At 70.7% G+C, this 17,489-nt stretch carries 22 protein-coding genes; 13 read left to right on the top strand and 9 right to left on the bottom strand.

The window, feature by feature from the left end:
• The first annotated feature begins 27 nt into the window (after positions 1-27).
• On the top strand, positions 28-840 hold the full coding sequence (locus E1294_RS20090; protein WP_165977388.1) for a CPBP family glutamic-type intramembrane protease: 813 nt from the start codon (positions 28-30) through the stop codon (positions 838-840).
• 282 nt (positions 841-1,122) lie between these two features.
• Here the strand turns inward: E1294_RS20090 and lexA are convergent, their stop codons facing one another.
• Complete coding sequence (gene lexA, locus E1294_RS20085) at positions 1,123-1,791, bottom strand: transcriptional repressor LexA (RefSeq protein ID WP_220447832.1); 669 nt, start codon at positions 1,789-1,791, stop codon at positions 1,123-1,125.
• Between the two features lie 417 nt (positions 1,792-2,208).
• Between lexA and rph the strand changes: the two genes are divergently transcribed.
• Positions 2,209-4,806, top strand: a complete 2,598-nt coding sequence (rph, locus tag E1294_RS20080) for a rifamycin-inactivating phosphotransferase (protein ID WP_246083138.1) — start codon at positions 2,209-2,211, stop codon at positions 4,804-4,806.
• Between the two features lie 87 nt (positions 4,807-4,893).
• Here the strand turns inward: rph and E1294_RS20075 are convergent, their stop codons facing one another.
• From E1294_RS20075 to ureA, 3 genes are read right to left on the bottom strand one after another with little or no spacing between them, the layout of a single operon-like run.
• Positions 4,894-5,505: an urease accessory protein UreD gene (locus E1294_RS20075; RefSeq protein ID WP_132510274.1), complete on the bottom strand. Its 612-nt coding sequence runs from the start codon at positions 5,503-5,505 to the stop codon at positions 4,894-4,896.
• Positions 5,502-5,975 (bottom strand): hypothetical protein, encoded by a 474-nt coding sequence (locus E1294_RS20070; RefSeq protein ID WP_132510272.1) that lies wholly within the window; start codon positions 5,973-5,975, stop codon positions 5,502-5,504. Before E1294_RS20070 ends, E1294_RS20075 begins: the two co-directional genes overlap by 4 nt.
• A complete protein-coding gene (gene ureA, locus E1294_RS20065) occupies positions 5,968-6,594 on the bottom strand; it encodes an urease subunit gamma (protein ID WP_220447831.1) in 627 nt (208 codons plus the stop codon). Before ureA ends, E1294_RS20070 begins: the two co-directional genes overlap by 8 nt.
• Positions 6,595-6,955: 361 nt before the next feature.
• Here ureA and E1294_RS52815 point away from each other — a divergent pair, with 361 nt between their 5' ends.
• The 4 genes from E1294_RS52815 to E1294_RS20050 all read left to right on the top strand — a co-directional run bounded on the left by E1294_RS52815 (position 6,956) and on the right by E1294_RS20050 (position 8,806).
• Positions 6,956-7,123, top strand: coding sequence for a hypothetical protein (locus tag E1294_RS52815; protein WP_165977387.1), 168 nt, complete (start codon positions 6,956-6,958; stop codon positions 7,121-7,123).
• Positions 7,120-7,272: a hypothetical protein gene (locus E1294_RS52810; protein ID WP_165977384.1), complete on the top strand. Its 153-nt coding sequence runs from the start codon at positions 7,120-7,122 to the stop codon at positions 7,270-7,272. The genes E1294_RS52815 and E1294_RS52810 overlap by 4 nt, the downstream gene beginning before the upstream one ends.
• A complete protein-coding gene (locus tag E1294_RS20055) occupies positions 7,263-7,901 on the top strand; it encodes a TetR/AcrR family transcriptional regulator (protein ID WP_132510268.1) in 639 nt (212 codons plus the stop codon). Before E1294_RS52810 ends, E1294_RS20055 begins: the two co-directional genes overlap by 10 nt.
• Before the next feature lie 71 nt (positions 7,902-7,972).
• The gene (locus E1294_RS20050; protein ID WP_165977386.1) at positions 7,973-8,806 is read left to right on the top strand and encodes an alpha/beta fold hydrolase; all 834 of its coding nucleotides are present in this window, start codon (positions 7,973-7,975) and stop codon (positions 8,804-8,806) included.
• A 160-nt stretch (positions 8,807-8,966) separates the two neighbouring features.
• Here E1294_RS20050 and E1294_RS20045 read toward each other — a convergent pair whose 3' ends face one another.
• Genes E1294_RS20045 through E1294_RS20020 form a run of 5 tightly spaced genes read right to left on the bottom strand, consistent with a single transcriptional unit; the run spans position 8,967 to position 13,309 of the window.
• On the bottom strand, positions 8,967-9,374 hold the full coding sequence (locus E1294_RS20045; protein WP_132510264.1) for a hypothetical protein: 408 nt from the start codon (positions 9,372-9,374) through the stop codon (positions 8,967-8,969).
• Positions 9,374-10,411 (bottom strand): hypothetical protein, encoded by a 1,038-nt coding sequence (locus E1294_RS20040; protein WP_132510262.1) that lies wholly within the window; start codon positions 10,409-10,411, stop codon positions 9,374-9,376. The genes E1294_RS20045 and E1294_RS20040 overlap by 1 nt, the downstream gene beginning before the upstream one ends.
• Entirely contained in the window at positions 10,327-10,656 is a 330-nt protein-coding gene (locus E1294_RS20035; protein WP_132510261.1) for a hypothetical protein, read from the bottom strand. Before E1294_RS20035 ends, E1294_RS20040 begins: the two co-directional genes overlap by 85 nt.
• Positions 10,653-12,773 (bottom strand): ATP-binding cassette domain-containing protein, encoded by a 2,121-nt coding sequence (locus tag E1294_RS58100; protein WP_246083133.1) that lies wholly within the window; start codon positions 12,771-12,773, stop codon positions 10,653-10,655. Before E1294_RS58100 ends, E1294_RS20035 begins: the two co-directional genes overlap by 4 nt.
• A gap of 2 nt (positions 12,774-12,775) precedes the next feature.
• Positions 12,776-13,309 (bottom strand): PadR family transcriptional regulator, encoded by a 534-nt coding sequence (locus E1294_RS20020; RefSeq protein ID WP_132510257.1) that lies wholly within the window; start codon positions 13,307-13,309, stop codon positions 12,776-12,778.
• Positions 13,310-13,499: 190 nt separating this feature from the next.
• Here E1294_RS20020 and E1294_RS20015 point away from each other — a divergent pair, with 190 nt between their 5' ends.
• The 7 genes from E1294_RS20015 (at position 13,500) to E1294_RS57250 (ending at position 17,421) form a co-directional block, all read left to right on the top strand.
• Positions 13,500-13,847, top strand: a complete 348-nt coding sequence (locus tag E1294_RS20015; protein ID WP_132510255.1) for a hypothetical protein — start codon at positions 13,500-13,502, stop codon at positions 13,845-13,847.
• Positions 13,848-13,881: 34 nt separating this feature from the next.
• The gene (locus tag E1294_RS20010) at positions 13,882-14,163 is read left to right on the top strand and encodes a hypothetical protein (protein WP_132510253.1); all 282 of its coding nucleotides are present in this window, start codon (positions 13,882-13,884) and stop codon (positions 14,161-14,163) included.
• Positions 14,160-14,621 (top strand): MerR family transcriptional regulator, encoded by a 462-nt coding sequence (locus tag E1294_RS20005; protein ID WP_246083132.1) that lies wholly within the window; start codon positions 14,160-14,162, stop codon positions 14,619-14,621. The genes E1294_RS20010 and E1294_RS20005 overlap by 4 nt, the downstream gene beginning before the upstream one ends.
• A 678-nt stretch (positions 14,622-15,299) precedes the next feature.
• The gene (locus E1294_RS19995) at positions 15,300-15,641 is read left to right on the top strand and encodes an ArsR/SmtB family transcription factor (RefSeq protein WP_132510251.1); all 342 of its coding nucleotides are present in this window, start codon (positions 15,300-15,302) and stop codon (positions 15,639-15,641) included.
• Between the two features lie 11 nt (positions 15,642-15,652).
• Complete coding sequence (gene arsB, locus E1294_RS19990) at positions 15,653-16,774, top strand: ACR3 family arsenite efflux transporter (RefSeq protein WP_132510249.1); 1,122 nt, start codon at positions 15,653-15,655, stop codon at positions 16,772-16,774.
• Positions 16,767-17,183 carry an arsenate reductase ArsC gene (locus E1294_RS19985; RefSeq protein WP_132510247.1) on the top strand — a complete coding sequence of 139 codons (417 nt, stop codon included), beginning with the start codon at positions 16,767-16,769 and terminating at the stop codon, positions 17,181-17,183. The genes arsB and E1294_RS19985 overlap by 8 nt, the downstream gene beginning before the upstream one ends.
• Positions 17,184-17,298: 115 nt before the next feature.
• Complete coding sequence (locus tag E1294_RS57250) at positions 17,299-17,421, top strand: hypothetical protein (RefSeq protein ID WP_281284458.1); 123 nt, start codon at positions 17,299-17,301, stop codon at positions 17,419-17,421.
• The last annotated feature ends 68 nt before the right edge of the window (positions 17,422-17,489 follow it).

The raw sequence follows: 17,489 nt of genomic DNA, 5'->3' as shown, positions 1-17,489 counted from the left end.
CCGTGGCCGCCCACCACTGTCGTTCCCATGGCTCGCATCGAAAGGCGGGCCGATCGCCCCGCCCGCCCCGCTTCCCCTTCCACGAACGGAGACGTCTTCGTGCTGCCCGACCTTCTCGCCTACGGCGTCCGGATCCTGCCCGGCCTGCTGCTGATCGGCGCATGCTTCGCGCTGGCGCGCGCTGAGCGTGACCCGCTGCTGCGCATCCTGACCCTCATCTTCGGCTTCGTGCTGATCAGGGATGCGATGACACCGCTCGGGTTCTGGCGGCTGGGCGCCGCGGGAGGGGTGCCCTGGCTGCGCTTCACCGACCAGGCGGGCCTCCTGCTGCTGTTCGCCCTGGGCACGGTGGCGCTGACCGCCGCCGTGCTGGGCCCAGGCAGCGGACTGCGCTCGCTGGTGCGCTGGGGCCGCTTCACCCCGGCCACCCTCGCCTGGGGGATCGGCGGCGGCGTGCTGGCCGCCGCTCCGGTGCTGTTGTTGTCCCTGCCCACACCGCTGCCGTCGCGGGGCGGCGCGGTCGCGGTCACGCTGCTGCCGGTGCTGCTGCTGTTCAGCCTGGCGGGCAACCTCGCCGAGGAGGTGCTCTTCCGCGGGTTCCTGCAAGGCCGGCTGGAGCAGCACGCCGGCGCCGTTCGTGCGGCCTTGCTGTCGGCCCTGCTGTTCGCCGCCTGCCACGCCTTCCTGGCCTCGACGGTGACCGATGTCGGCTGGCCGCTGCTGGCCTTCACCCTGTACGAAGGGCTGATCTGTGCCTTCCTGAGGCTGCGATCCGGTGTCATCGCGGCCGCCCTCGCCCATGGAGCCGCGATCTTCCTGCTGGCCAGTGCGCTGGTCTGAGCCGCTGACCGCGTCGTCGGGCAGGCGGCCCACACCAACGCTGCGCCGGCCCGTTTCCGGCCCATGCCGGCGCGCATCGGGGCCGACGCGGGCGCGATCGGGAAGCTCCTGCGGGTCGCCCGCCTGCGCAGCCTGAGCAGCGCGGCGAGCGGCAGACGCTTGGCCACGTGCAGCCGTACCTCGCCGGAGGGCCGGACGTGCTGCCAGAACAGGGGAGTCAGTCCGGTGATTTCCGCACGCAGCCATCCTCGATGGCCCGTACACCCGCGGCCCGCCGGATGCTCAGACGCTGCGAACGACCGAGACCACGATGCCCAGCACCACGGCATCATCGCCATCGATGATGTCGTAGACGGGATTGCGTGGTTCGAGATAGACGTGCCCGTCGCGCCTGCGGAACACCTTGACGGTGGCCTCACCGTCGATCATCGCGGCGACGATCTGGCCCGAGTGCGCCTCGGGCTGCTGCCGTACCACGACGATGTCGCCGTCGCAGATCGCCGCGTCGATCATTGAGTCGCCCCGCACCCGGAGGGCGAACACGTTGCCGCGCCCCGTGAGGTCGCGGGGGAGAAGCAGCGTGCCGTCCACGTGCTCGTCGGCCGGGATGGGAATGCCCGCGGCGATGTCTCCGACCACGGGCACGGTCACCACGTCGCCGGCCGGTTCCGGCGACGCGGCTCGCAGGAACAGCCGTACGTCGATCGGCCGGGTCACCGACGTGCCCCGGCGGAGGAAACCCTTCTCCTCCAGGCTCCTGAGGTGTTTCGTCACCGACGAGGACGATCGGAGCCCGACCGCACGGCCGATCTCGCGTGTGCTCGGCGGATACCCGTACCTGACCACCCAGTCCCGGATCGTGGCCAGGATGCGCTGCTGGCGCTGCGGCAGAACGGAGAAGTCTAGATATTCGAACGCGTCAGTATCGCCGTAGATGGTCACGTGCGACATGCTAGAGGCGGAACGGCGCAGGACGCTGCTGCTCTGTGGCCGCCGGTCGCACGGTCCCGTGGCTTTGAGGCGGCCGTCTGCCGCGTCGGGAAGAACCTCGCCGCCGACGCGACAGTCACCGGATCGGCCCCATCGCGCGAAGCCGAGGCCCTGGTCATGGGCCACCCGCCGCAGACCGGCATCGAGTGCCGCAGCCGCTCGTGCCCTGGGTGGAAGAGAAGGGGCCCAAACCCGGTGATCCACTCACCGGCCGTCCGGTGCTGGTGTCGGTATCGGGGCTTCGGCGGGGGCTGCGATCCGCTCCCCGCCACTTTCACTTTATAGCAGATCCTGGCGCCTCATGAGGCGCCAAAAACTGATTCATACTGGCCCACTGCCAACCACCCGACGAACGATGGAGCACCGGAATTGGGCTACGTGATGGGCTTCGAGCACATCGACTCGACGAATATCGCAGACGTCGGCGGGAAGGGGGCCCACCTGGGTGAGCTCTCGCGCATCGACGGCATCCACGTGCCGGACGGCTTCTGCGTCACGACAGAAGCCTTCGAGCGGGTCGTGGCCGAGGCGCCGTCGATCGACACTCAGCTTGACCTGCTGTCACGCGTGAAACCGGACGATCACGCGGCGATCCGCACCCTGAGCGCCGAGATCCGGCGCGGCGTCGAGAGCGTCGCGGTTCCCGGCGATCTCGTGGCGGCGATCAGCGAAGCGCTCGCCCGGCTCGGGGAGCAGGCCTCCTACGCGGTACGTTCCAGCGCGACGGCCGAGGACCTGCCGACCGCGTCCTTCGCCGGCCAGCAGGACTCCTACCTGAACGTCGTGGGTCCGGCGGCCGTCTTCCGGCACGTCCGAAGGTGCTGGGCCTCGCTGTTCACCGAGCGGGCGGTGACCTACCGGTGCCGTAACGGCTTCGACCACCGGAAGATACGGATGGCGGTGGTCGTCCAGCAGATGGTGTTCCCTGACGCGGCCGGGATCCTCTTCACGGCGGACCCCGTGACCTCGAACCGGAAGGTCGCCACCGTGGAAGCCGGTTGGGGGCTCGGTGAGGCGCTCGTGTCCGGTCTGGTCGCCGGGGACGTCTACACGGTGCGCGACGATCAGGTCGTCACCACAGCGGTCGCCACCAAGACGCGCTTCGTCCAGGCGTCGCCGGGAGGCGGTACACAGGACGCGCCCATCGAACCGCAGCGGCAGACGCGGCCGGCTCTGACGGATGCACAAGTCATGCGGCTGGTGCGGTTGGGCCGGCGAATCGAAGGGCACTTCGGCCGCCCCCAGGACATCGAGTGGTGCCTGGCCGGCGACGACTTCCACATCGTCCAGAGCCGGCCGATCACGACCCTGTTCCCCGTCCCCACGACCGATGACCAGGAAAACCACCTTTACGTCTCCGTCGGTCACCAGCAGATGATGACCGACGCGATGAAGCCGCTGGGACTCTCCGTGTGGCAGCTGACGACCCCGCGGCCGATGCACGAGGCGGGCGGACGGTTGTTCGTCGACGTGGCCCCCGTCCTGGCCACGCCCGCGGGCCGCGCGAGCCTCATCGGGACCCTGGGGAAGTCCGACCCGCTCATTCGGGACGCGCTGCACAGCGTCGTCGACCGCGGCGACTTCCTGCGCTCGCTTCCGGACGAGGACGCCGGCGCCCTGCCCGCCGGCGCCGCGCCCGCCCTGATCGAGAGCGATCCCTCCATCGTCACCCAGCTGATCCGGCACCATCAGGAGTCCGTCGCCGCCCTGAGGCACAAGATCCAGAGTCTCTCCGGGCCGGCGCTGCTCGACTTCATCCTGGCCGACATCGCTGAGCTGAAGCGCATCCTGTTCGATCCGCAGGGTCACCAGGTGATCATGGCGGGCATGGAGGCGACCTTGTGGCTCAATGACCACCTCGAGGCGTGGCTGGGCGAGAAGAGCGCGGCCGACGCGCTCACGCAGTCCGTTCCCCACAACGTCACGTCGGAGATGGGGCTGGCGCTCCTCGACGTCGCTGACACGATCCGACCGCACGCGGACGTCGTGACGTTCTTGCATCGCGTCGTGGACGAAGGCCGGGAGGGCGACGGCTTTCTGAACGAGCTGCCCAGGCTGGCCGGCGGACGCGAAGCACATGACGCCATCCGGGGGTACCTCGACGCGTACGGCATGCGGTGCGCGGGCGAGATCGACATCACCAGAACGCGCTGGAGCGAGAATCCCGCCATGCTCGTGCCCGCCATTCTCGGCAACGTCAGGAACTTCGGGCCGGGCGCCGGCCAACGACACTTCGAGCAGGGACTCCAAGAGTCGCGACGGAAAGAACAGGAGCTGCTGACGCGCTTGCGCGCGCTGCCCCACGGGGAGGAGAAGGCCGAGGAGACCAAGCGGATGATCGACCGCGTCCGCACCTTCGCCGGCTACCGGGAATACCCCAAGTACGGCATGATCAGCCGCTACTTCGTCTACAAGCAGGCGTTGTCGCGAGAAGCCGATCGCCTCGTCCGGTCCGGCATCCTGCGCGAGAAGGACGACATCTTCTTCCTCAGGTTCCAGGAGTTGCAAGAAGTCGTGCGCACCAACGACGTGGACGCCGAACTCATTCTGGAAAGGCGTGAGGCGTTCCGGTCGCACGAGGCGCTCACACCCCCCCGGGTCTTCACGTCGGACGGCGAGGTCATCACCGGCCGGTATCGCTGCGAAGACGCCCCGACCGGCGCGCTGGTCGGTCTTCCGGTCTCGGCCGGGACCGTCGAGGGCCGTGCCCGTGTCGTCATGGACATGGCGCGGGCCCACCTTGAGGAGGGCGACATCCTGGTCACCGCCTACACCGACCCCAGCTGGACCCCTCTGTTCGTCGCCGTCGCCGGGCTGGTGACGGAGGTGGGGGGCCTCATGACGCACGGGGCGGTGATCGCGCGGGAGTACGGCTTGCCGGCCGTTGTGGGTGTGGAGCAGGCCACCCGGCTGATCCAGGACGGGCAGCGGATCCGCGTTCACGGAACCGAAGGGTACGTCGAGATCCTCGAGTGAACCCTAGAGTGCCTCAAATTAAATCTACAATGTAAAGGCCGCCGGGCGGATTGCCATAACCCATCTCCGATATCCCTCCTTCCAGCTTCACGCGACGACGTGAGCCGCGTCGAGGAGGCGGCTCAGGTGTAGCGTGTCGGGCGCGAGGGCGGTGACCAGGAGGGCAGGGCCGGCGAGCGGCGTCAACGCGGCCTGCCCGTGCGCCGGATCATCGACCAGCAGCTTTACGGGGAGTGGCTGGGCGTCGAGAGCCGGGTCGACGATGAGGAGCTGGCCGGTGGCGCGGTGGCCGGCCAGGACGGCGGGGCCGTCCCAGCCGGGGGCGTCTGGTCCGTAGCGGGTCTCCTGGTCCAGCAGGAGGTGGCCGTCGCGCTTGACGGTGAGGCGGGTGGTCAGCCGGCCTGGCATCTCGCCCGTGCGGCCGAGGACCTGTTCTTCGCGCAGGACCAGGCGCGCGGTGGGGGCCAGTTCGACGGTGCAGGTCTGGCGGAGGTTGCTGCCGGCGGCGGAGATCAGTGGCTGGGGCAGCCAGTGCAGGCTTGCCTGGTCGGCCACGGTCAGGTGCGTGTCGTAGGTGGCGTGGCCGGGGGTGGGGCCGCGCAGGGCGATGGTGGCGGTGGCGGTGGTGATGTGCAGGTGGGCGCCTGCTTCGGCGGTGGCTTCGATGCGGAGCCGGTCGCCGCCGAGCGGGGCGTTCATGGCGCCGATGATGCATATCCGCGCCTGGTGGCCGTGGCGTGCCCGTCGTGCAGCCGGTTCATGGTCTCGTCGTTGTAGGCCTTGCCGAGTGCGGTGATCCGGCCGTCGCGGATGGCGATGTCGGCTTTGACGACACCCCAGTGGTCCAGGATGACCGCGCCGGTGATGACCGTGTCGGGTGGCTGGGGAGCGCCGAATCTGGTGGAGTCGCGCGGTGCGCATGATTGGCCCATCGACTCCCGGATCACTTTGCCGCCGCCGAAGATGATCTCGTTTCCGCTGCGGCCGGGGCCGCCGCACCAGTCTTCGGTGATTTCGATCCGCAGGTCGGTGTCGGCCAGGCGGATGCGGTCCCCGGTCGTGGGGCCGAATCGGTCGGCGTACTGTTCGCGGGTGAGGGGTTGATGTCGTACGTGGCTTGGAGGTTGAGGCGTCGATGGCGCGGGTTCTGGTGCCGGGGGCTTAAGCATGGAGTTCGCCTCCGATCTTGCCGTTCAGGCCTTGGACGATGCGTTTGCCTTCGATGGGCACCAGTTCGATCTCCAGCGGGCAGTTGGGTTCGAAGCGCACTGAGCTGCCCGCGGGGATGTTCAGGCGTTTGCCGTAGGCGAGGTCACGGTTGGGCTCGATGTCGAGCAGGGCGTTGGCCTCGTAGAAGTGGTAGTGGGAGCCGACTTGGATGGGACGGTCGTCGGTGTTGGTGACCCGTACGGTCGTGACCTCGTGGCCGAGGTTGAAGGCCACCGGGTCGGCGTCGTGCGGGTGGTCGGTCTTGCCGGGGTGGACGTGTGTCGCGTTCCTGGCCGCTGCGGGGATGGGGTCGCGGAGGGTGACCATTTTGGTGCCGTCGGGGAAGGTGGCCTCGATCTGGAGGTCGCGGATCATCTCCGCGACCCCGTCCATGAGGTCTTCGCGGGTGAGCACCGGGGGTTCGGGGGGTTGTGGCATCGCCATGAGTTTTTCCACGTGCGTGCCCGCGCGGGCGCCTTCGAGCACGTAGGCGGTCAGGATGGCGACCGCCTCCGGGTAGTTGAGCGCGATCCCTCGTTTCTTCCGTTTGCGGGCCACGTCAGCGGCTACGTGGATCATCAGTCGTTCTTGTTCGTGCGGGGTCAGATGCATCCGCCACCTCGCCTTCGCGGTGCTCGGGGTTCTGCCGGAGCGTCGGGTTCGTTTCGGGCGGGGAGCCGGTTCCCGCCTTCTAAGATCAACTTTTTGCACACTGAACGTAACGCTGTGGACACTGTGTGTGAGGTGGCGTGGTGGTGAGGGGTGCGTCACCTATGACCGGGTGATGCGTTGTCGTAGGGCCAGGCGTCCAGGTGGCGTTGCCACGGGCTCTTGCCGAGATTCGTGTCCTGCGGGGCGTGAACGGGGCGCGCTCGTTCCTCTGCGGTTCCCATGCCGGCCAGAAGCTTCGCCGTGCCTTCGGATGCTCCCCCGGGAAGTGGTGGCTGCCCAGCTCGATGAGGGCGGCTGCAGCGAAATGCTGCTCGGGGACGGCGTCGGCGAGGCCGAGGAGGACGCGCTGGCTCAGGCCGACGACAAGTGCGCGCAACGCCGTGGCCAGGCGTCGCGCCTGCCGTGGGGTGCGGCTCGCCCGACGACAGATCGGTGAGCTCGGCCCGCAAGCGCGCCGCCATCATGTCCCTCGCCAAGGAGACGGTCCGCCACGACCTCCTGGCCGCCGACCCGATGGACCGGATCGACGGAGAAGGGCAGGTGTCAGCTAGCGTTACCGCCGTTGACGTCGAGTCATGGTGGTGACGGTGATGGTGGCGGAGGAAAGCGACCCCAGGGGCACTGCGGAGCCGCGGCGACGCCGTGACGCCGCAGCGACGCGGCAGGCGTTGCTGGAGGCGGCCCGTCAGCGGTTCGCCCGTGACCGCTACGAGGCGGTCAGTGTCAGGGACATCGCCGCTGACGTCGGCGTCAACGTCGCCTTGGTGTACCGCTACTTCGGGTCGAAGGCGGGATTGTTCGCCATGGCGGCGGCGGATTCGGCGATGTTCGGGCAGTTGGATGTGCCGGCCGAGGAGTTGCCTGACCGGATGGCCGAGCTGTACGCGTCCGGCGCGGGGCGCTCGCCCGGCCTGGACGACCTGCTCGCGGTCTGGCGGCTGATCGGGGAGAGCCCTGATCCGGAGGGGCTGACCGAGAAGGCGCGGGACTACGCCGAGAACGCCGTCGTCGGGCCGTTCGCCACGGTCGCGGCCGGTGACGACCCCCGGCTTCGCGCGGAGCTGGCCGCCGCGCTTCTCACGGGGATCAAGGTGCTGCGGTGGGCCTCCCCGCAGGGACGGCTGGCCACCGCGCCGCCCGAGCAGGTGGTTGAGTACATCCGCCAGGGCGTGGGGGCGCTGCTGTACGGCAGTGCCGGGGAAAGCAGCAAGTAAACGCGTTTACTTACCGCCGGGACCAGGCTACCGTGCACATGTAAACTTGTTTACTTTGCATGGAGGCTGCCATGACCACACAGCGCACGCACCACGTCACCACCGCCGACGGCGTCACCATCGGCGGGACCGTGCACGGCCATGGGCGGCCACTCGTGTTCCTGCACGGGGGCATCGGCGATGGCGACCTCGACTGGGGCCGGCTACTGGGACACCTGACCGGCAGGTTCACGTGCCATCTGCCGAGCATGCGCGGTCGTGGCCTCAGCGGCGACCACCCCGACCTCAGCCCGGGCCGGCAGGTCGACGACATCCTCGCCTATGTCGACAGCATCGGGAGACCTACCGGACTGGTGGGCTGGTCCGCCGGCGCCAACCTGGCACTCGGCGCGGCAGCGCGGTCCGACGCGGTCGACGCCGTGGCCCTCGTGGAGCCTGCGATGCGGGGCCAGATGGACGAGCAGGAGCAAGCGCTGATCGGCCGCGCCGTCGCGCGGATGGGCGAGCTGGCCGCCGAAGGCGACTTCACGGCGGCGGTCCGCGCGTTCGCGGGCGGGCCCTTCAACGACGAGGAGATCGCCGCGGCCGAGGACGCCGGCTACTTCGAGGCCACGGGCCGCTACGTCCCGCATCTGCTCAACCTCCTCCGGCAAGTGATGGCGTACGAAGGCCCCACCGCTGAGGATCCGGCCGTGCTCAGCACGATCTCCGCTCCAGTGCTGGTGCTGCACGGATCCGACACCAGGCCCTTCTACCCCGCCGGCGCGCGGCACGTGGCCGGCCACATCCCCCACGCGCGGGTGGGCGAGATCCCCGGAGCCGGGCACGCCGCCCCGCTGACCCATCCCGAGGCGCTCGCCACAACACTCGCCGAATTCTTCGGAGCCCCGCGGCGGTCCGGGTAACCGACCGGCCCTTGAGGGGACCTTTGCCGCATGGGCCGACCGGGCCGCACCCCACGAGGACGGCAAGGCCCGCAGACGGGGCACATGGGGGTGCGCGCCTCAGGCCAGGCCGACCGCAGCGCCTTGGCGCCTGTACGACGCAGCCCGTTACGGTGTGCGGTTACCGGTGCGATGCGGCTCGCGTGATCAGCGTTCTGACGGCGAGTTGCTCCTCGCCCGCGGGGCCGTCGAGGCGGATCGACAGTTCCCAGACGCCGCTCATCGAGGACAGCTCCCCCACGGCAACGAAGCGGCCGGGCTCTCGCTCGGTGGCGGGGAGCTCGGGTGTGGAGTGTCCCATCTCGGCCATGACCGCCGACAGGGCCACGGTGTCGGCCTCGCCCTTGCTCACCTTGACCTCCACGGTGACCTGGCCGGGAGCCGGGTCCGCGATGAGGACGGTGGCGGCGTAGCGGGTGCCCGTGGTGGTCAGGCCGACCGGTGGGGCGGCCGTGCTCCTGCCCGCGACGAACAACGCCGCCACCGCCGCCACGAGTGTGGCCGCGGCCACAGCGTGCCACCTCTTCATCACCGGGTCCCCGGTGCGGTCACGTTCACGGTGAAAGGCACGGTCACGATGCGGTCGGCGGTGGCGTACTGGATCCAGGCGAGGTAGCGGCCCGGTTCGGGGAAGCTGAAGGTGAAGCGCACCCGGGCTCCCGGGGCTCCCATCTCGTGCACGTGGCCGAAGAAGTCGCCGTCCTGCTCGCGTGTGAGCAGGTGGCCGGTCATGCCGAGCCAGGGCCGCACGCCGGCGGGCGTGTTCAGCTCGACGGTCGCGGGACGGCCCGCGACGGGCGCGGCGGGTTGCAGCCGCGGCGTGGCGGTGACACCGGCTTCCCGGCCCGCGCCGGCCTTCTCCGAGGTGTTGGCGTTCCCTCCGACGGTGAAGTCCGCGGTGAGGAGTTGCCCGCCCGACTCCTCCCGTTCGAGTTCGGCGTGCGCCCGGTAGCGGCCGGGGCGGCCGGCGCTCAGTCTGACCTCCAGGCGCCCGGACCTCGTGCGCAAGGGGTGCACATGACGGAAATACCGCCCGTCCCGGCTGGTGACGACCACATGGGCGAGCGCCTCGTGGTGCGCGGTGAGGTCGTCGACCGGCCGCCCGGTCGAGCCGTCGATGAGATCCACCCGCAGCGTGAACTCCTCCCCGGCCTCCGGCCGCGCAGGCACGGTCTCCACCCGAGCCTGCGCGTACGGCCGCCCCTGCGCGGCCGATGGCGGGGGAGTGGGGACGGCCCCGTCGGGCGGCGGCGCGGGCAGCAGGGGTTCGAACACGATGACCATGGCGGCCACCGTCACCCCGGCCGCGGCGCCCGCGGCCAGCGCCATCGCCTTGCCCGGCCGGGCCGTCGCCCCGGTGAGCAGGCCGCCCACCAGGAGCACCGCGGCCGCCAGCAGGCCGCCGTAGACGAGGAACTCGCCTGCCGGTTCGCGTTCGACGAGGACGCGGAACGGGATCACGGCGGTCTCGTCCCCGGCGCTCAGCTTAAGCTCGTGCGGCCCGGTTCGCTCCACCCGGAGCTGGACGTACTGCGGGTCCGGCGCCGCCAGGGCGGCGCCGGCCACCGTACGGCCGTCCTCGACCGAGCGGCCTCCAGCTTGACGGGCAGGCCGGAGACCGGCTGGTAGGCGATGACGCCGATCCGCAGCGGCCCCGGCACCCGGGTCGTTCCTTTGACCACCACGGTGAGCTCGGCGCCGGCGATCGTCTGGGCGATCCGCAGGTCCGCCCCCGCTGTGACGGTGTGTGCCGCGGCGGGGGCGGCCGGCGCCAGCACGAGGACGGCGGCGAGGCACAGGGCTCGGATCATGCCCGGCCGGCGACGGCCGCGCTGAGCGGAACCGGTTGGGCGGTGACCGCGTTGGGCAGGAACAGCGCCCCGAGCGCCAGCCCGATCAGCCCGGCGACGACCGGCGCGCCGGTCCACAACTCGGGCACGCCGGGCAGGCCGCCTCCGGTGGCCGACGCGACCGCGATGTACAACGACCAGGTGATGGAGGCCGACAGCCCGGCGAAGGCCCAGTAGGCGGCGCGCCGCTCACCCGACGGCCGCAGCAGGCGGATCAGCAGGTCGCTCACGAACCCGGCGGCCACGAACGACAGCAGGATCGGCAGGTTGCGGAACGCCGTCTGGGCGCCCGGCATGAGCGCCATGATCGTGTACATGATGGTCACCGAACCGAACGGCAACAGCCAGCGGCGCGCCAGGAGCAGCACCGGGCAGAGCATGACGACGTTGGTGACGACCATCGCGACGGCCACCCGATCGGCGCCCACGGCGACAGGCCTGGGGCCGGCGCCCGGCGGCGCGGCGGCCGGGCCCTGCCCCAGGGATAATGCCTGGACGATCGCCTGGGGCCGGTACTGCAAGGCGTCGCCGTACGACAGGAACAGCGACACCAGGGTGGTGGCGAACGCGAGCCCGGCCAGCGCGGGCAGCAGGCGCCCGAGCGACGGCCGGTCGCCGACGTCGGGGGCTTTCCACGCCGAGCGCAGCGGTGTCGTGATGATGAGCATCATCGTCACGACGAGGCCGAGGTGTGACGGGCTGAAGAAGATGTCAATGGTCGTCTCGATGCCGAGGATGGTGTGCCACACCATGTCGGCGAGCCCGAAGGCGGCGAACGCGGGAATCGCCACCAGCCCGGCGAGGTAGCCGGTGGGGACGGCCGCGAGCCCCTGCCGGCCGGCGCGGGCGTTGCGCCACACCTGCCAGATGATCCAGCCCGAGACCACGGCGAAGCCGGAATAGAACACCGCGTGCCACGGCGTGAAGAACGTCTCCAGCTCCGTCAGATTGTTGTGCGCCCAGGCGTCGATCATCAGGCCGGCCCCGAACCAGGTGCCGAGCAGCGCCGTCACCAGGTCTGTCCTGGGGGCCACCCATCCGCGGGACTCCCCGGTGTTTGCCATAAAGCGCCGAATGCCGGCGGCGTCAGATGCCATTTCGTGATTCCTTTCCGTGGTGTGCGGGCTTCGGCCCGGTATGCGCCGCTCGTGCCGGGCGGGTCCGATCACGCTGTTTCGGCGCTGAGGGCCTGCGCCACGGGCCGGCGCGCCGCCAGGCGCGCGGGCAGGGCGGTGAGCGCCGCCGTCGCCAGGAGCGTCGCGAGTACGGCGCCGAGCAGCCAGAACGAGGGAGGGTCCAGCGCGTTCCTGGCGGCGAAGAGCGAGAGCAGGCCGGTGCCCAGAGGGACGCCGATGATGGCGCCGGGCAGGCTGGGCAGGAGCTGGGCGGTGGACAGCCCTGCGGAGATCTGCCCCCGGGGTGGCGCCGAGCGTGCGGGCGATGGCCATGTTCGTCCGGGCTTCTATGGCAGTGGTCCAGGTGAACGTGATGGTGTTCACGATGGCGAGGGCGATCAGCAGGATGGTGACGGCGAGCATCAGCCGGCGGTCGTGCTCGCCCCGCAGATTGGGCAGGACGGAGGAGCCGTTCAGGCCGTAGCCCCTCTGCTGCTGGGCGTAGAGGGTCAGCAGGGCGACGATCGCGATCACTGTGGTGGCGGTGGAGGACGCCTGCAGCCCGACCCGTTCCAGCAGCAGGCTCGCCCGCCGCCTGGCCTGGCGGCGCGAGCGCCTGGCCAGCAGCGCGGGCAGCTCCACGTTCTCGGCCGCCGACAACTCCTCCACCAGGTGGAAGGCCTGGAAAATGAACCCCACCGACCGGCGGCGCATGCGCGCCAGAGCTCGCTCGCTCAGTGTGTCGATGCGCCGCCCGGCCACCCACACCTCCCCATCGGTAGGCCGCTCCAGGCCACCCAGCAGGTGCAGCAGCGTGAATTTTCCGCAGCCGCTGGGCCCCTTCACCGCCAGCGTCTGTCCTTGAGGCACCTCCAGATCGACCTCGTCGACCGCGCGGACCCGGCTCTGCCCCTCACCATGCGTCTTCACCAGGCCGCAGGCCCGGACCGCGACATTCGACACGGTCATCCACCCTCGACTTCGTCATCGACCTCGGACCAGGCCAGCTCACAGGCATCCAGCCAGCGCAGGTCCGCCTGCAGCCGCAGCACGACCCCTTCCAGCAGCAGGCCGGCGCCCGACCCCGCCGGCTCGGCCAGCGCCGCCTGCTGCGCCTCACGCAGGCGGCGCAGCAACTCGCGGCGCTGCGCCGCCACCAGCTCCACCGGGTCGGCCAGCCGGACCGCGGCCGCGGCGGCGAGCTTGAGATGGAACTCCGCCAGGTCCGGTTTCGGCCAGCCCACCTCGGCCAGCCAGGCGGCCACCCGTTGCTGCCCGGCCGGCGTCAGCGCATAGACCTTGCGCTCCGGCCGCTCGGGCAGGCCGTCGGCCCGCTCGCAGACCACGAGCCCCGCTCGCTCCAACCGGGCCAACGTCACATAGATCTGACCGCGGTTCATCGACTCGCCCAGCGGGCCGAGACTGCGCCGCAGCCGAGCGTGCAAGTGGTACCCGTGCGACGGCTCCTTGGCGAGCATCGCCAGCACTGCGTCCTGCATGTCACCCCCTAACGGTTGGCTAATAAATAGCGGTTATCCATAGGAGGTGTCAAAACGCCGCATTGGGGGAGTTCCCGGCCCTCGGGAACTCCCCCGAGGCGATGAGGCGGGGTGGTCGTGCCGGGCACGCCACGCGACCCGCGGGAAAAGGCTTGCATCCGGTACCCAGGTACAGGTTTACCGTCGAGGTATGGCACCAGACCTCGCCCACGATCTGGGATGGGCGCCCTCCGCCTGCACCCTGCCCACCGCCGAGCAGCCGCTGCGCGTGGCCGAGTTCGACGCGCTGTTCGCCGAGGCGGTGCAGGCTCTGGCGCGGCCGGAGCGCACGCGGTTGCTCCTGGATCTCGTCTTCGGCCCGGACAACGCCGCCCGGGCGGCCGGACTGGCGGCGCGGGAGAACGGCTGCTGCTCGTTCTTCACCTTCACCCTCACCATCGCCGGCGGCCGCCTGACGCTGGAGGTGACGGTGCCGGCCGAGCACGTCGACGTGTTGGACGCGCTGCAGGCCCGCGCCGGCGCGTTCGCGTCCGCGTGACGCGGCCACCGTGTTCTTACCTGAGGAGAGGACCGTGATGGAGCGCATCACGCGTGAGGAGTCGCCCGCGCTGCTGGAGCACGGGGTCGGGCAGGTGGTGCCGGATCGGGCGGCCACGGTGGTGGCCACGGTGGTGGTCTGCTGCTCGGGCCCGTGCGGCGACCACTCCAAGATCGCCGCTGCCGTGTTCACCCGGATCGGCTACGCCGGCGTGCGGGTCTGTGCCGGTGGCAGGCAGGGCCGGGCCGAGGCCGGGTCGTCCTTCGAGGGCGGTCGCGTGGCCACGCCCGCCGCTGGAGCGGGACGGCCGGCGTGAGCCAGGACATCGTGCTCCAGGGCACGGACGGGCCGTACCTGCGCAGCGGCCAGGTCGCGGAGCAGGCCGGGGTCAACCCCCAGACCCTGCGCTACTACGAACGCCGCGGCCTGATCGCCGAACCCCCGCGCAGCCCTGGCGGGCACCGCGCCTACCCGCCCGAGACCGTCACCCTCCTGGGAGTGATCAAGGCCGCCCAGCGGCTCGGCTTCACCCTGGAGGAGGTGGCCGAGCTCATCGACACCGGCCGGCGTGGCCATCCCGCCCCGGACCTGCGCGCTCGCGCCCAGGCCAAGATCGCCGAGGTGGATGCGCGGATCGCCGACCTGACCACCATCCGGTCGGCGCTCACCGCGGTGGTCTCGGCCGGCTGCGACAGCCTGACCCACTGCACCTGCCCCGACTGCCCGCTGCCCTTCGCCGACCTGGCCGAAGGCCGCACCCCCGAGGAGAAGTGACTGCCGCGAGCACCCACCGCTGCGTGAGGGCGACACCGATCAGGTGTCGGCCGTCTACCAGGCCGGGCTGGAGACCGGCTAGGCCGGCTTCGAGACCCTCGCGCCGGGCTGGGAGGGGTTCACCGCCGCCAGGCTGCCCCGTCTGAGTTACGTGACCTGCGATACCGGCACCGGTCAGGTGCTCGGCTGGGTGGCCGCCTCGGCGGTGCCGTCCCGGTGCGTGTACACAGGAGTGGTCGAGCACAGCACCTACGTCCACCCGGGTTGTCAGGCCCAGGGGTTGGTCGGGCGCTGCCGGCCGCGTTCATCGCCGACGGCGAGGGTGCCGGCGTCCGGACGATTCAATCCGGCTCTTCGGTGAGAACGCCGCCGGCCTGGCCCTGCACCAGGCGCTCGGGTTCCGGGTGGTCGCCACCCGCGAACGCCTCGGGTGCCACCACGGCGTCTGGCGCGACGTGCTGATGACCGAGCGTCGCAGCGCCGTGACCGGAATCCGAGCCGCTGCTCCATCGGCCGGGAACATCGGCGGCCGCGGCTGGTGGTTTCCTAGGCCCTGGCCGGTGGGCCCGGTGTCCCCGCCCCCGTCCCTTCGTTGCCGCCGGGGACCCCTCGCGGCTTTGATGTGTGTCAATATAGAGCCACATCGATTTCGATGGCCGTCTATCTATGGGGGCACGTGTGGAACTTCTGGAGATTGTGGAGTGCAGCCCGCCGCTGATGCGCGAGCCGCTGGACGCCGAGCAGGCGGCCGGGGTGGCGCGGGTGTTCAAGGCGCTGGGCGATCCGGCGCGGCTGCGCATTCTGTCGATCGTGGCCAGCCGCGCCGGCGGTGAGGTGTGCGTGTGCGACATCACGGGAGCGTTCGAGCTGTCGCAGCCGACCATCAGCCACCACCTGAAGGTGCTCAAGGAGGTCGGGTTGCTGACCTCGGAGCGGCGCGCCTCGTGGGTGTACTACCGGCTGGTGCCCGAAGCCCTTGGCGAGCTGTCGGCCCTGATCGACATGCCCGCCGCCGTCTGAGGAGCACCGCGATGGCCTCCTCTGCATCCCGCGCGTCCTCCACGTCCACGCCGCCGGTCGCCGCGCCCGGGCCGGGCGTGATCGGCGCTCTGTCCACCCTCGACCGGTTCCTGCCGGTGTGGATCATCGCTGCTATGGCCGCCGGGCTGCTGCTCGGCCGTCTCGTGCCCGGCCTGGACGTGGCGCTGGAAGCGGTGAAGGTCGGCGAGATGTCGCTGCCGATCGCGCTCGGCCTGCTGCTGATGATGTATCCGGTGCTGGCCAAGGTCCGCTACGACCGGCTCGGTGCCGTCACCGGCGACCGCCGCCTGCTCCTCTCCTCGCTGGTGCTCAACTGGGTGCTCGGCCCGGCCGTCATGTTCGCCCTGGCCTGGACCTTCCTGCCGGACCTGCCCGAATACCGCACCGGGCTGATCATCGTGGGGCTGGCCCGGTGCATCGCCATGGTCCTCATCTGGAACGACCTGGCCTGCGGCGACCGTGAGGCCGCCGCCGTCCTGGTCGCCCTCAACTCGATCTTCCAGGTCGTCGCCTTCGGCGCGCTCGGCTGGTTCTACCTGCAGGTGCTGCCCGGCTGGCTGGGCCTGCCGCGGGCGGCGCTGCAGGTGTCGGCCTGGGACCTCGCCTTCTACGTGCTCATCTTCCTCGGCATTCCGCTGCTCGCGGGGTATCTGTCCCGGCGTCTGGGCGAGCACGCCCGCGGCCGCGCCTGGTACGAGAGCCGTTTCCTGCCCCGCATCAGCCCGCTGGCGCTCTACGGGCTGCTGTTCACCATCGTCGTCCTGTTCGCCCTGCAAGGCGGCACGATCACCTCCCGGCCCGGCGACGTGGCCCGCATCGCGCTGCCCCTGCTGGCCTACTTCGCTCTCATGTGGGGCGGCTCCTTCCTGGCCGGCAAACTGATCGGCCTGGGCTACGAGCGCACCACCACGCTGGCCTTCACCGCCGCCGGAAACAACTTCGAGCTGGCCATCGCCGTGGCGGTCGGCGTCTACGGCGTCACCTCCGGCCAGGCCCTGGCCGGAGTCGTCGGCCCGCTCATCGAGGTGCCCGTCCTGGTCGCCCTCGTCTACGTCAGCCTGGCCGGCCGCCGCCTGTTCACCACCACCAGCGAGGAGAACGCCCGTGCCTGACACCGCGCCCAGCAAGCCCTCGGTCCTGTTCGTCTGCGTGCACAACGCCGGCCGCTCCCAGATGGCCGCCGGCTGGCTCACCCATCTGGCCGCAGACCGCATCGAGGTCCGCTCCGCCGGATCGGCCCCGGCCGACCAGGTCAACCCGGTCGCCGTCGAGGCGATGCGCGAGGTCGGGGTCGACATCACCGCCGAACAGCCCAAGGTTCTCACCGTCGACGCCGTCGAGGCCTCCGACGTGGTCATCACCATGGGCTGCGGCGATGCCTGCCCGATCTTCCCGGGCAAGCGGTATGAGGACTGGAAGCTCGATGACCCGGCCGGGCGGGGCATCGACGCCGTCCGCGCCATCCGCGACGACATCCGGTTGCGCGTCGAGAAGCTGCTCAGCGAGCTGCTGCCCGGCTGATCAGCCCTCGTTTGAGGGGCCGGCGTCATCAGTCCACGGCCGCCGCGGGCGTCCGGCGGCCAGGCCGGACGCCACGTGCGCGCCGCAGCTGCCGCTGGCCCGCGTCGAGCCGCAGGTGGTCCTCTCCCAGCTGGCGGCACGCTTCCCCACCCTGGAGCTGGGCTGCGCGGTGGAGGAGCTGACCTTCGACACGCGCACGCTGACCGGCGGGCTGACCTCCCTGCCGGTGGCCTGGTGACCGGCATGAGCGCGGGGAGGACGAGCAGGGAGGCGCCGGCCGAGGCGCGATCGCTTCCTGTTCCCGCC

This window comes from Nonomuraea diastatica (genome assembly GCF_004349015.1).
GTDB classification, from domain to species: domain Bacteria; phylum Actinomycetota; class Actinomycetes; order Streptosporangiales; family Streptosporangiaceae; genus Nonomuraea; species Nonomuraea diastatica.
Note: the sequence above shows the minus strand (reverse complement) of the source record. Positions and strands in the feature narration are given on the sequence as shown.

What these genes read in the sequence shown, in the direction of transcription:
- E1294_RS20090 (WP_165977388.1), top strand. Translation starts at nt 28, where the DNA reads ATGGCTCGCATCGAAAGGCGGGCCGATCGCCCCGCCCGCCCCGCTTCC.
- lexA (WP_220447832.1), bottom strand. Translation starts at nt 1,791, where the DNA reads ATGTCGCACGTGACCATCTACGGCGATACTGACGCGTTCGAATATCTA.
- E1294_RS20075 (WP_132510274.1), bottom strand. Translation starts at nt 5,505, where the DNA reads ATGAACGCCCCGCTCGGCGGCGACCGGCTCCGCATCGAAGCCACCGCC.
- E1294_RS20070 (WP_132510272.1), bottom strand. Translation starts at nt 5,975, where the DNA reads ATGCTTAAGCCCCCGGCACCAGAACCCGCGCCATCGACGCCTCAACCT.
- ureA (WP_220447831.1), bottom strand. Translation starts at nt 6,594, where the DNA reads ATGATCCACGTAGCCGCTGACGTGGCCCGCAAACGGAAGAAACGAGGG.
- E1294_RS20055 (WP_132510268.1), top strand. Translation starts at nt 7,263, where the DNA reads ATGGTGGTGACGGTGATGGTGGCGGAGGAAAGCGACCCCAGGGGCACT.
- E1294_RS20050 (WP_165977386.1), top strand. Translation starts at nt 7,973, where the DNA reads ATGACCACACAGCGCACGCACCACGTCACCACCGCCGACGGCGTCACC.
- E1294_RS20045 (WP_132510264.1), bottom strand. Translation starts at nt 9,374, where the DNA reads ATGAAGAGGTGGCACGCTGTGGCCGCGGCCACACTCGTGGCGGCGGTG.
- E1294_RS20035 (WP_132510261.1), bottom strand. Translation starts at nt 10,656, where the DNA reads ATGATCCGAGCCCTGTGCCTCGCCGCCGTCCTCGTGCTGGCGCCGGCC.
- E1294_RS20020 (WP_132510257.1), bottom strand. Translation starts at nt 13,309, where the DNA reads ATGCAGGACGCAGTGCTGGCGATGCTCGCCAAGGAGCCGTCGCACGGG.
- E1294_RS20015 (WP_132510255.1), top strand. Translation starts at nt 13,500, where the DNA reads ATGGCACCAGACCTCGCCCACGATCTGGGATGGGCGCCCTCCGCCTGC.
- arsB (WP_132510249.1), top strand. Translation starts at nt 15,653, where the DNA reads ATGGCCTCCTCTGCATCCCGCGCGTCCTCCACGTCCACGCCGCCGGTC.